The 12,532-nt window shown below is 70.5% G+C and carries 11 protein-coding genes; 8 read left to right on the forward strand and 3 right to left on the reverse strand.

Annotated elements, in window-relative coordinates; translation table 11 throughout:
• Positions 1 to 2 precede the first annotated feature (2 nt).
• Entirely contained in the window at positions 3 to 1,277 is a 1,275-nt protein-coding gene (locus AB0M18_RS13955) for a glutamate synthase-related protein (RefSeq protein ID WP_365757390.1), read from the reverse strand.
• Positions 1,274 to 2,269, reverse strand: a complete 996-nt coding sequence (locus AB0M18_RS13960) for an asparagine synthetase A (RefSeq protein WP_365757392.1) — start codon at positions 2,267 to 2,269, stop codon at positions 1,274 to 1,276. The genes AB0M18_RS13955 and AB0M18_RS13960 overlap by 4 nt, the downstream gene beginning before the upstream one ends.
• Before the next feature lie 451 nt (positions 2,270 to 2,720).
• Between AB0M18_RS13960 and AB0M18_RS13965 the strand changes: the two genes are divergently transcribed.
• The 8 genes from AB0M18_RS13965 to AB0M18_RS14000 are packed head-to-tail and all read left to right on the forward strand — an operon-like array spanning position 2,721 to position 11,403.
• Positions 2,721 to 3,818 carry an LLM class flavin-dependent oxidoreductase gene (locus tag AB0M18_RS13965; protein WP_365757394.1) on the forward strand — a complete coding sequence of 366 codons (1,098 nt, stop codon included), beginning with the start codon at positions 2,721 to 2,723 and terminating at the stop codon, positions 3,816 to 3,818.
• Complete coding sequence (locus AB0M18_RS13970) at positions 3,815 to 5,071, forward strand: MFS transporter (protein WP_365757396.1); 1,257 nt, start codon at positions 3,815 to 3,817, stop codon at positions 5,069 to 5,071. Before AB0M18_RS13965 ends, AB0M18_RS13970 begins: the two co-directional genes overlap by 4 nt.
• On the forward strand, positions 5,068 to 5,559 hold the full coding sequence (locus tag AB0M18_RS13975; protein ID WP_365757398.1) for a cobalamin-dependent protein: 492 nt from the start codon (positions 5,068 to 5,070) through the stop codon (positions 5,557 to 5,559). The genes AB0M18_RS13970 and AB0M18_RS13975 overlap by 4 nt, the downstream gene beginning before the upstream one ends.
• Positions 5,559 to 6,797, forward strand: a complete 1,239-nt coding sequence (locus AB0M18_RS13980) for an ATP-grasp domain-containing protein (RefSeq protein ID WP_365757400.1) — start codon at positions 5,559 to 5,561, stop codon at positions 6,795 to 6,797. Before AB0M18_RS13975 ends, AB0M18_RS13980 begins: the two co-directional genes overlap by 1 nt.
• Positions 6,794 to 8,299 carry a PqqD family protein gene (locus AB0M18_RS13985; protein ID WP_365757402.1) on the forward strand — a complete coding sequence of 502 codons (1,506 nt, stop codon included), beginning with the start codon at positions 6,794 to 6,796 and terminating at the stop codon, positions 8,297 to 8,299. The genes AB0M18_RS13980 and AB0M18_RS13985 overlap by 4 nt, the downstream gene beginning before the upstream one ends.
• A gap of 1 nt (position 8,300) precedes the next feature.
• Complete coding sequence (locus tag AB0M18_RS13990; protein ID WP_365757404.1) at positions 8,301 to 9,557, forward strand: methylaspartate mutase; 1,257 nt, start codon at positions 8,301 to 8,303, stop codon at positions 9,555 to 9,557.
• A gap of 43 nt (positions 9,558 to 9,600) precedes the next feature.
• Entirely contained in the window at positions 9,601 to 10,848 is a 1,248-nt protein-coding gene (locus tag AB0M18_RS13995) for an ATP-grasp domain-containing protein (protein WP_365757406.1), read from the forward strand.
• Between the two features lie 57 nt (positions 10,849 to 10,905).
• Entirely contained in the window at positions 10,906 to 11,403 is a 498-nt protein-coding gene (locus AB0M18_RS14000) for a flavin reductase family protein (protein ID WP_365757408.1), read from the forward strand.
• 73 nt (positions 11,404 to 11,476) lie between these two features.
• Here AB0M18_RS14000 and AB0M18_RS14005 read toward each other — a convergent pair whose 3' ends face one another.
• Entirely contained in the window at positions 11,477 to 12,511 is a 1,035-nt protein-coding gene (locus AB0M18_RS14005; protein WP_365757410.1) for a C-terminal binding protein, read from the reverse strand.
• Positions 12,512 to 12,532 lie beyond the last annotated feature (21 nt).

Consider the following 12,532-nt stretch of genomic DNA (forward strand, 5'->3'; position numbering starts at 1 on the left):
CGTCACCGGCCCCGGGATCCGCTTTCCGCTCCGCGCAGCCCTTCGGCCCAGACATCCTCCGGACCCACCTCCGCGACCCGGTACTTGCCCAGCGCACTGATCAGCAGACGCATCTCCAGCGCCAGACAGTCGACCAGGTTGGCCAGGCCCTCCTTCGGGTCCTCGTCCGCGGCCACCAGGGCGGCCCGGCCGAGGCCCACCGCGGAGGCGCCGAGCGCCAGGCACTTGACGGCGCGGGCGCCCTCCCAGATCCGCCCGGTGACCAGCAGGCAGTTGTCCTGCGGGTCCAGGCGGTCCAGGCACTCGGCGAGGGGCAGGCCGACGTGCTGGAGGAACGCGCTCGGGGCCCAGCCGCTGCCGCCCTCCGCGCCGTCGACGGTGACCGAGTCCGCGCCGGCCGCCCAGGCGACGGCCGCCGCGAGGTGCACGTCGCGCGAGGGCGGCAGCTTCACCCACACCCGGCAGCGCGGGTAGTTGTTGCGCATCAGCCGGATCTGCTGGCGCAGGATCTCCTCGGTGAAGGTCCCCGGGCTGCTGCAGCGCAGCACGCCGTCCTCGGCGGGATCGAGGATGTCCATGACGTCGTAATGGGCCGCGAGTTCGGCCGCCCGCTCGCGCGGGACCAGCGTCATGCCGCCCACCCCGGGCTTCGCGCCCTGGCCCACCTTCAGCTCGAAGGCCAGCCGGCCGCTCTCCAGCAGGGGCTGGGCCGAGGGATCGCTGTACACCAGGTTCCAGACCTCGGCGTCGGCGTCCTCGGTGCTCTGCTGGATCACCACGCCACCCAGTCCCTCGGGTGCCGCCGCGGTGTACTCGGTGATGCGGCGGAGCAGCGAGCTCTCCCTCTCCTCGGCCAGCCGGCCGTAGCCGGAGACCGGGACGATGTTCTCGCCGATCACCATCGGGATGCCCAGGCTCCCGGCCTGCCGGGCGACGGCCTCGCCGAGGTCGCCGCTGGCCACCCGGGTGGAGCCGAACGCCGAGACGTAGACCGGCACAGGGGCGCGGAAGCCGCCGACGACGCTGGTCAGATCCACATCGCCGGCGACGGGTTCGCGGCCGAGGTCGATCAGCTTCTCCAGCCTGCGCGGGACGAAGACGGGCGGCACCAGCCGGGCCCGGTCGATCGCGTCCACCGGCTGGGGAGCGGGCTCGGCGTGCTCGCCGTAGAGGGTGGTTCCGTAGCGGTCGCTCTCCGGGAAGGCGGCGGCCGCGCCGCGCCGGGCGCGGGCCCGTACCTGCTGCTCCGGGAATCCGGGGGACGTCAGGCCGGTCACGGGCGGGGCTCCCCCGGCAGCTTCGGGTACGCCGTCGCCTGCCAGACCGCGTCCAGCCCGCCCAGGAAGCGGGTGAACCGCTCGACGCCCAGGCCGAATCCGGCGCTGGACGGGATGCCCTCGCGCGCCAGCGTGAGGTACCACTCGTACTTCGCCGGGTTCTCGCCCGTCTCGCGGATCCGCATCATCAGGTTGCGGTAGTCCGACTCGCGCTCGCTCCCGCTCATCATCTCGCCGAAGCCGCCCGGGAAGATGAGGTCGAAGTTGCGCAGGACGCCCGGCGTCTCGGTGCTCTCCTTGTCGTAGAAGCCGCGCGAGCCCTTCGGGTAGTCGGTGATGAAGAACGGGTGCTCGGACGCCGAGGAGATGATCTCCTCGCCCTCCCACTCGATCTCCGTGTTCTCCTCCTGGGCGTATCCACGCCCGCGCAGTTCGGCCACGGCCTCGGAGTGCGTCTTGCGGCCGTACGGGGCGTCGAGCACCCGCTTGAGCCCGTCCAGGTCGCGGCCGAGGATCTCCAGCTCCCGCTGGGCGGTGCGCAGCACGTGCTCGACGCAGTGCCGGGTCAGCTGCTCCGCGACCCGGAGGGCGTCCTCGCGCGAGCCGTCGGCGATCTCGACGTCCAGCTGGTGGAACTCCACCAGGTGGCGATGGGTCACCGTGGTCTCGAGCGGTTCGAGCCGGACGTTCGGGGCGACGTGGAAGATCTTGGGGAAGCTGAGCAGCGAGGCCTGCTTGTAGAGGATGCCACTCGTCATCAGCTTGTAGCGGTGGCCGTAGTAGTCGATGTCGACCTGCTTGGCGCCGCGGGCGCCCGGGTCGGTGACCGGGCCGATCGTGGGCGGCAGCAGCTCGGTGAAGCCCTCCTCGGTGAGGAACTCCCGCGCCCCCGCAAGGAACCGGTTCTGCACGAGCAGGGCGGCGCGGGTTCGCTCCGAGGTCAGGTGGTCGCGTGGCGTCGGGAGCACGGCCCCCGTGTTCTCAGCGGACAATCTCTCGTTCCGTTCGGGCGGCTGATGCGAGACGGGTGCCATAAGGATGTGGCACTCCGGGGGGGCTGCGCCCGGAGCGGTCAGTTCCGGGCGATTCGTCGTGTCTCGTAATCCCGTGGCGGCCACACGGGAAATGTGGCCGAGATCACGAGAGAGAGCCGAAAGTCTTGCGACTTGCCGCCTCATCACTCCCCGCAAGGCAGTGCAGCCCGAAATTGATCTTGACTCATGTGAAGCTTCCGTGTCAAGATCCCGAAGACGTGGAGTGACGGCCGGGGGATTCGTATGTCCGGAATTCCACCACCCCGATCCGACAAGTCGCGAATTCCCTTGGAATGTCGCGGCACGTCGCCGAGGAACTTATCCGCACTCGGTCAGAGTGCGCCGGGCCGCCCTTCCGCAACATCAAGACAGCACAGGCGCACCCACGACCGGAGGTTGATCCATGGGCTTGAGCGATCCGTCCATCCAGGCCGAGACCCACACCAACGAGCTGCGGTTCCACTGGTGTTCACCGCTCGACAGTGGACAGCAGAAGGCCACCGAGGCGTATCAGGTGGGCCGGCTCGACTTCGACGGCATCGTCGAGTTCGCCAAGGAGGCCGACCGGCTCGGCGTCGACTCGTTGCTGATGGGAATCAGCTACCACATGCCGGATCCGCTGCCGATGATCGGCGCCCTGGTCCGGGAGACCGAGCGGGTCAAATTCATTCTCGCCTATCGGCCCGGCCTGGTGTCTCCGACGCTTTTCGCGCAGATCGTCAACACGGTCTCCTGGATGTCCAACGGCCGAATCTCCATCAACCTGGTCGCCGGAATCTCTCCGGCTGAGCAGGCGTATTACGGGGACTTCCTCGCGCACGACGCCCGCTACGCCCGGTCCAACGAATTCCTCGACATTCTGCACCGGCTGTGGCGCGGCGAGACCCCGCTTTCCCACGACGGCGAGCACTACCGCATCGAGGAGGCCCGGCTCGGACTCGGCTATCTGGGCGGCGGAAGGCCCGAGATCTACATCAGCGGCGCCTCCGGCCCGGCCCAGCAGACCGCGCTCGAGCACGGCGACTGCTGGCTGCGCTACGGCGACACGCCGGAGGGCATCGCGGACGCCGCCGCACCGGTCCTGGCCAAGGGCGGCCGGGTCGGCATCCGTATGCACGTCCTGGCCCGCGAGACCCGGGCCGAGGCGCTCGCCGACCTCGCGGAGATGATGCGCGACCCCGACGAGAATCACCGTGAATGGGTCACCAAGTTCGTCGCGGCGTCGGACTCCGAGGCCGTGAAGAACTCCTTCCGACTGGCCGAACAGGCCGACGGGGATTGGCTCTCGCCGGTTCTCTACTCCGGCGCGGTGGCCTATCGCGGTGGTCCGGCGCTGTGCGTGGTGGGAAGTTACCAGGAGGTAGCCGCATACCTGTACGCATACAAGGCCTCGGGCGTCAGCGAATTCATCTTCTCCGGCTGGCCGACCGGGGACGAGATGCGCACCTTCTACACGCATGTGCTCCCGCTCATCCGCGAACACGAGCGGAACGAGCGAACGGCGTGACCGCACAACCGCAAAGGTTCCACCGGAGTCTCTTCGCGTCCGGCGTCCTGCTGGGGCTGATCGCGGAACAGGTGGTCCTGTTCGCCGTCCCGCTGCTGATCTTCCACGACACCCAGAAGGTGTCGAGCCTGGGGTTCGCGTTCGCCCTCGAGTGGCTTCCCGGCCTGATCGCCTATCCCTTCGCGGGACTTGTGGCCGACCGGGACGGCGGGTCCCGGCTGTTCTCCAGGGTGACCACGATCCGGGCCGCCGTGCTGGTCTGCGTGGCCGTCATCTGCCTGACCACGCCTTCGTGGACGACCGGCGCCCTGATGACCGGCGGGGCCGTCCTGTCGGTCTTCGTGGCGCCGACCCGGATGTCCGTGGAGAAGATGGTTCCGCAACTGGCCAAGGGGGACAAGGTCGCCAGCACCCAGTCCCTCGTCCAGAACATGGAGCTGCTGGCGATGGCGCTCGGCCCCGCTCTCGCCATCGTGGCCGCCGCCGCCCTGGGGAAGGTGTGGCTGCTGCTCGTCGCCGCCGGAGCCTTCGCCCTCGCCGCGGTGAGCTGGCTCCCGCTGCCCCGCGGCCTGCGCTCCCCGGGCGCGGGCGGCGTGGGCACGGCGGGGCAGATCTTCGCCGAACTCGGCCTCGGCTGGCGGCTGCTGGTCGGGAACCGGCCCGTTCTCCTGCTGGGCATCCTCAACTTCGCCATCAACCTGGTGCTGGCGAGCATGCTGAGTGCCAACGCGGCACTGGTCACCGGCGTGTTCGGCGCCCCCGACTCGGCCTTCGGCTGGCTGAACACGTTCGTCGGCGTCACCGGCCTGCTCAACCTGCTGGTGATTCCGCTCCTGCTCCGGCGGGTCAGTGTCGGAGCGCTCGGGGTCATCGGCTTCACCCTGCTGTCCGGCGCGCTGCTGGTGGCCGGGTTCGCCCCGTCCTTCCTCGTCTACGGCGCCGCCTTCGTGGTCGTGCTCCTGGGCGACGCCTACTACAACGTGTTCAACCGCACCCAGCGGCTGAAGGTCATCCCCGAGGAACACCTGGGGAAGATCATGGGCCCCTTCTACCTCCTCAACCTCCTTTCCTTCCCCATCGCCGGTCTGCTCGTCGCCAGCGTCGGAACCGCCGTCGGCCCGCAGCAGCTGGTCGTCGCACTCGCCGTGCTGCTGTGCGTCTTCGGTGCCGTCTTCCTGCCGTTGACGATCCGCAGCTTCCGCCGGGCGCTGGCCGCCCGCAACGACGATGTCGCCCTAGGAGCGTCAGCGTGAGTAGTACATCCTTCCGGTGCCTTCTGAGCACCGTCGAGTCGGACTCCCACATCTGGAACCTCGTCTACCTCCAGAAGCTCCTGGAGGAGAACGGCGCCGAGGTGCGCAACCTCGGCTCGTGCACGCCGGTCGACGAGGTCGTCCAGGCAGTCACCGAGGACCGGCCGGACCTGCTGGTCGTCTCCAGCGTCAACGGCCACGGCCTGCACGGCGCCCGGGTGCTGCTCTCCGCCCTGCGGGAGCGGCGCCTCGACGTCCCGAGCGTGGTCGGCGGCAAGCTGACCACCGCCGAGTCGGACAACGACCGCACCCGCCGGCTGCTGCTCGATCACGGCTACACCGACGTGTTCACGGGCGAGGAGGCCATCAACCGCTTCCTGGCCTTCCTGCGCTTCGGCAAGTCCGAGGGCTTCTCGGCCTGGCGGCCCGACGCCGCGGTCGTACCGCCGTGGGACCTCGCCGGCCTCGACACGGCGGAGGTGCGCTGATGCACATCGTGATCGTCAACCGGTGGCCCCGGTTCTCGGACGGGGTGCGGTGGGACAACGAGCTCACCCGCTACGAGGAGTTCATCGACCACGACACCCACCGGGTGAGCTACGTGGTCGACGCGCTCGGCGCCGAAGGCGTGCTCGCCGATCCGGCGAAGATCGCGCACCTGGTGCGGGTCGACGATGTCAACAACGTCGACTCGCTGCGCGCGGCCGTCGTCGAGCTGACCGAACAGGTCGGCCCGGTCGACCAGTTGATCGCCCTGTCCGAGTTCACTCTGGAGATCGCCGCCAAGGTCCGCGAGGACCTCGGCCTGCCCGGTCCCACCACCGCCGAGGTCGCGGTCTACCGGGACAAGGTGCGGATGAAGGAGATCCTCGCCGAGGCCGGCGTCCGGGTGCCGCGATTCGCCGCCTGCACCGACGTCGAGCACGGCCTCGCCTTCGCCCGCGCCTGCGGCTACCCGGTGATCCTCAAGCCGGTGGACGGCGCCGCGAGCATCGGCGTGCACCGGGTCGAGGACGAGCCGGCGCTGGCCGCGCTGCTGGCCGGGATCGACCTGACGCGCTACGAGATCGAGGAGTTCGTCACCGGCACGATCCACCACGTGGACGGCTTCGCCGACGCGCGATCGGAGGTCGGGTTCCAGGTCGTGTCGCGGTATGTGAACGACTGCCTGTCCTTCGGCGCCGGCGACCCGCTGGGGTCGGTCGTCGTGCAGCGTTCCAGCCTGCGGGACCGGATCGAGGAGTTCACCCGTGACTGCGTGCGCACCCTCGGCCTTCGGAACACACCGTTCCACCTGGAGCTGTTCGTCACCCCGGGGGACGAGATCGTCTTCCTGGAGATCGGCGGCCGGGTAGGCGGCAGCGAGGTCCCCCACCTGCTCAACCGGATGTTCGGAGTCAACCTCTTCGAGCTGTGGCTGCGGGCACTGTGCGGCGAGTCGGTCGCTCTGCCGCCCCGGTCGGGCGACCCCTCGGGCGGCTGGCTCGTCGTGCCCAAGCCGGCCGACCTGCCGGCGGTGGTCAGGAAGGCGTCGTCCATGCGCGGCCCGGTCCCGACCGTCTGGCGCGAACTGCTGCCCGCCGTGGGCGAGGTACTGGAGCCCGGCGGCGCGTACGACGCCCTGCACGCCGGCCGCTTCATCCTGCTGCACGACGACGAGGGCCAGGTGGAGGCCGACATCCACCGCATCATCGAGAACTTCGAATTCGAGGCGACTGCACTGTGAACGACCAGCCGACCCGTGGCGCGCGTCTCGGCGACCGCGAGCGCTACGACCAGTTGACCGCCTTCTTCAACGACATCGAGCTGACCGGCATGGCGGCTGTCGGCGACCGTCTGGTCGAGGCCCTGGGAGGCCCCGACCAGCTGCCGGACCGCAAGGTGATGGTCGCCTACGGCGGCGGCAAGGACAGCACCTACGTGGTCGCCTTCGTCCGCGCCGTCCAGCTCCACCTCCAGCTCGCCCACGGCCGCACCTTCGTCATGCGCGTCGCCAACATGCGGCACGCCGGCGTCCCGCTCGCCGTGATGGAGAACATCCACCGGGTGTACGAGGCCCTCGGGCTGCTCGACGACGAGCGGGCCGAACTGCTCACCGTCGACCACACCGTGATCCGCCCGTTCCGCGTCGATCTCCCCCTGCCGGAGCGCCTGGTCGAGCTCAACCGGGTGGACGTGCTGATGAACGGCCACCGGTCCGCCGGGGACGGCCGGCCGACCTTCTGCAACAGCTGCAACCTGGCGGTCGCGGACTTCTACGGCCGCGCGGCCTGGTGGCAGGGCGGCGTCGATGTGATCATGACCGGGGACTCCCGCCGCGAACAGGCGCTCTACTCCGCCTGGATCCTGCGGCTGGCCAAGGCGAGCGGCATCGATGTGGACGAGTGCCGCCGGATGGGCTTCCAGGGCCTGTTGACCGCCCTGCGCGGCATCGGCGACGCGTACTTCCGCGAGCTCTTCGGCGACGACGTCGAGGCCGAGGAGCTGGAGGCGCGCGCCGTCTCCACCGGGGACCGCTCGATGCAGCCCGAGTTCGTCTCCATCTACGACCTGGTCAGCTACCGCGTCCACGACCACTGGGACCTCATCGTCGACTTCCTCGGCTTCCGGTTCGACGACCTCGCCTTCAGCTTCACCGAGTCGGACTGCGCCAACCCGACCCTGATGGCCCACCTGCGCGGCCTGCGCGCCCAGCACGTGGAGTCGCGCGACTACGAGGCGGGCATCGTCGAGTACCTGCAGCTGGCCGAGCAGATGATGCGCAAGAAGGAGATGCCGGAGGACCTCATCCGGCTCGCGCTCAGCCGCTACGACTCGCCGGCGAAGATCGCCGAGAGGCGAGAGCTGTCCACCGTCTACGCGCGCGACGTGTTCGGCCTGTCCGAGGCCGCGCTCACCGCGATGGTCTTCTCGCCGTTCACGGACGAGGGCGCGCGCCTCGAGGCGTTCGTCGCGGCCTGCCACCCGGAGATGGCCGGCCGGACCGCGGAACTGCGCGCGGCACTGCGCGGCGAGCCCGGCGCGGAGGACGCGGCCGAGTGGCTGGAGCAGGTCACCGCGCTGTCCCTGACGCACCTGCGCACGCTGTACCGCAGCGCGCTGGTGGACTTCGGCGCGCAGGCGACGATGATGTCCCGCGTGCGTGCCGGCGACCCGCACAAGGCCCAGGTGAAGACGGTCGATCCGGCCACCGGCATGCCCGTTCTCGAGCTGATATCAGGTCGGTGACGTGGCCGGACACTTCGACCGGCTGATCGCCGCCGGCCGCGACCGGGGCGAGGTGGTGGTCCAGCCGCGGATGGGCTTCGGAAAGCTGGAGGTGATGCGGGACGGCCTGTTCCAGGTCGCCTCGCTGGGACTTCCGGTCGTCGGCACGCTGACGCTCGACAGCTACACCCGCGTCGGCGACTACACCACGCCCCTGGAGCGGCTGGCCGCCGGTGAGGAGCTGAACGGGTACCCGTTGGTCTCCCACCCGGCCGACGCCACCCGGGCCCTGCTCGCCGGGCTCCACGGCCCCCAGTTCCCGGTCCAGGTCCGGCACGGCACCGCTCTGCCGCTGCGGGTCTTCCAGAAGCTGGTCGAGGTCGGCCTCGACGCCACCGAGGGCGGCCCGGTCTCCTACTGCCTGCCGTACAGCCGACTGCCGCTCGCCCAGGCCGTCGCGGCCTGGGCGGAGAGCTGTCGGTACCTCGCCGGCGAGACCGAGCACGGCCACATCGAGAGCTTCGGCGGATGCCTGCTCGGCCAGCTCTGCCCGCCCTCGCTGCTGGTGGCCATCGCCGTGCTGGAGGGCTGCTTCTTCAAGCAGCACGGGCTGCGCCACATGTCGCTGAGCTACGCCCAGGGGGTGCTCGCCGAGCAGGACCGCGGCGCGCTCAGGGCGCTGCGGACGCTCGCCGGCGAGCATCTCTCCGATGTGAACTGGCATGTCGTGCTCTACACGTACATGGGTCTGTTCCCGAAGACGCCGGACGGCGCCGCCGCCCTGATCCGCGACAGCGCCCGGCTCGCCCGCGACACCGGGTGCGAGCGGATGATCGTCAAGACGGTCTCCGAGGCGTGGCAGATCCCGACCATCGCCGAGAACCTGGCGGCGCTGCGGCTGTCCGCCGAGGCCTCCCGCGGGACGCCCGCCCCGTCGACCCCTCTGGTGGACGCGTTCCACGACGAGGTGCTGGCGGAGGCGAGGCTGATCGTGGACACCGTGCTCGGCCTCGCCCCGGACGTCGGTACCGCGCTGACGATGGCCTTCGAACGCGGAGTCCTGGACATCCCGTTCGGACTGCACCCGGACAACGTCGGCGCGGCGACCTGTGTGATCGACAGCCGCGGCGCACTGGCCTGGGGCTCCCCCGGGAAGATCCCGCTGCCCGGCGGGTTCGCCGGCGCCCGAGTGGAGGAGTTCGCCTCCGACCGCCTCCACGCCATGCTCAACCACGTCGCGAACCACTACGACAACGGCGCGGGGCCGACCGGCACCTGATGTGGCGACTCTCCATCCCCGAGCAATCAGCGAAAGAACACCCATGACCCCAGAACTGCCCGACCGGCCCGCCGTCGTGATGGTGGACGCCTTCTCCACCGGAGCCATGCTGGCGCGGCAAGCCGCCGGCCGTTACCGCCTGATCCACGTCCGCTCGCGCGCCGGAGTGCCGGCGACCTTCGCCGCGACCCTCCCCACCGAGGTGTTCGACGAGGACCTGGACTACCCGGGTGCCGAGGAAGAGGTGCGGCGGCACCTCGCCGGGACCGGTCCGGTCGCCGTCGTCCCGGCGAGCGAGTTCGGGGTGGAGGCCGCGGACGAGATCGCCGCGGCGCTCGGACTGCGGGGCAATGCCCCCGCGCTCTCGCTCGCCCGGCGGGACAAGGCCCGGATGATGGAGGCTCTGGTGGCGGCGGGCGTGCGTGCGCCCCGCCAGCTGCAGGGCACGGCCCCGGACGAGATACTCGCCTGGCGGCGGGAGCAGGGCCTCGACCGGATCGTCGTCAAGCCCCTGGACAGTGCCGGCTCGGAGGACGTCTTCACCTGCGAGACCGATCAGCAGGTGAAGAGCGCGGTCGAGGCCATCATCGGCAAGACCAACCTCATGCTGCGGGCGAACGAGGCCGTCCTCGCCCAGGAGTACCTCGACGGCGACGAGTACATCATCAACTCGGTCAGCCGGGACGGCACGCACTGGTTCACCGACGTGTGGATCAGCCGCAAGGCGATGGTCGACGACCGGCGCAAGATCTACGACTTCGAGGACCTGCTCGCACCGGACGACACGCGGCTCGACCGGATCCTGCCGTATGTCTCCGACGTCCTCGACGCGCTCGGCATCGTCAACGGCCCGGCCCACACCGAGCTGATCCTCACCGCGAGCGGCCCGGTGCTCCTTGAGACCGGTGCCCGGATCTCCGGACTCGCCAATCCGCCCGCCCTCCAGCGCTGCACCGGCACGGACCAGGTGAGCCTGACCATGGACTGTTACGCCGCCGAGGCGGAGCAGCTGACCGGCCGTCCGGAGCGCTACACCCGGCTGGAGGCCGCTCGCTGCGTGAACCTCATCGCCCGCCGAGAGGTGCCACTGCCGCAGGAGGCCGTCCGGGAGGCGCTGGAGAAGCTCCCGGCGTTCGAGAGCGTCCGCTTCCGCAAGGGCGACGGCGCCTTGATCAGCCGGACCGTCGACCTCAACTCCTCGCCGGGAGCGGTGTTCCTGGTCCACCAGGACGAGGCCGAGATCGAACGCTCCTACCAGGCACTGCGCGCGATGGAGCAGGAGCTCCTCTGACCGCGCACGCGAGCCGCGCCCGTCGCGGTACCCCACCTACGAAACGTGGTAAGTCACATGCCCGTCAGTCCCCAGCAGTTCCGCGAGATCTTCGGTACGTTCCCGACGGCGATCGCCGTCATCACGGCGGTGGACGAGGACGGTGAGCCCCGGGGGTTGACCTGCAACGCCGTCTGCGCCGTCTCCGCGTCGCCGCCGCTGCTTCTGATCGGCGTCGACAAGAAGTCCCAGACCCTCCCCGCGCTGCTCTCCTCGGGGGCCTTCGTGGTGAACTTCCTCGCCGCGTCCGGTGCCGAGACCTCGCAGGTCTTCGCGGGCAAGGGTCAGGACAAGTTCGCAGGCGTCGGCTGGGAGCCGTCCGCGGTGGCCGCCGGTGCTCCGATCCTGACCGAGGTCGCGCTGGCCGTGGCCGAGTGCCGCACCGAGCAGACGATCGAGGCCGGCGACCACTGGCTGTTCATCGGGCGGGTGGACGGCGGAACCGTCTTCCACCGTGAACCGCTGCTGTACTGCCAGGGTGCCTACAGCAGCTGGCCGCTGCCGGCCACCGTGTAGTTCCTCGCGCGTCGTCGACGGGCCCACGCGCGTGCGGGGCCCGTCGACGACGGGCGGCGAGGGGGAGACCGGATCAGCCGGCCTTGGGCGCCTCCACCCGCCCGACCAGCCCGTCGGTACGCCCGTCCAGGACAGCGCGGACCAGTTCGGCGACCCGCCGCCGGCTGCTGGCCTCCGCTTCCACGGAGAGGAAGGCCCGGTGACTGGTGACCACCACCGACGGATGCGCGAGAACCGGGTGCCAGCGCGGGTCCTGGTGCGGGTTCTCCGGCGCGAACACGTCCAGGCCCGCGCCGGCGATCCGTCCCTCCCGCAGCGCCCGGTGCAGGCCCTCCGGGTCCACCAGCCTTCCCCGAGCCGCGTTGACCAGGTACGAGCCCGGCTTCATCCGGCTCAGCGCCGCCTCGTCGAGCAGGCCGTCGGTCTCCGGGCTCAGCGGGCAGTGCAGGGTCACCAGATCGGACTGTGCGAGCAGTTCCTCCAGGCTGTCGACGGCCAGGGCGCCGTAACCCTCGGCCAGGTCGCGGCCCACATAGGGGTCGTGGACCAGCACCCGCCCGTAGAAGGCGCCCAGCCGCCGGGCGACCGCCCGGCCGATCCGGCCGAAGCCGACGATGCCGAGGGTCCGGCGGTTGGTGCGGTGCGGCACCCCGCCGGCGTAGATGTCGAAGGTCCCGCCGACCAGGGTCTGGTGCTGCGGCACCAGACGCCGCTCCAGCGCCAGAGCCAACGCCGAGGTGTGGGTGGCCACCTCGTCCACGCAGTAGTCGGGGACGTTGTAGCCGGGCAGTCCGCGCTCGGCCAGCAGGGCAGGGTTGAGGTTGTCGACGCCCACCCCCTGCCGGACCACCGCCCGCAGACCGGGGCCCGCGGCGTCGAGCAGCTCCTCGGTGACCTGGGCGCGGTACACCACGAGGACGTCGCATCCGGCCGCCCGCTCCGACATCGCGGGACCGGTGAGCTGGTAGCGCCCCTCCTGGTGCGGGCCGAAGCGCAGCTCCACGCCGGGGCCGAGGATCTCGCGCTCCACGGTGGCCAGCGCCGGGTCGAGGCACCCGCCCTCGACGAGCCAGGCCGGGTCGGTGTAGAGCACCTGGGGACGGGTCACGAAAACCTCTCCTTGTCAACG

It is taken from the genome of Streptomyces sp. NPDC051909 (genome assembly GCF_040681095.1).
Taxonomy (GTDB): Bacteria; Actinomycetota; Actinomycetes; order Streptomycetales; family Streptomycetaceae; genus Streptomyces.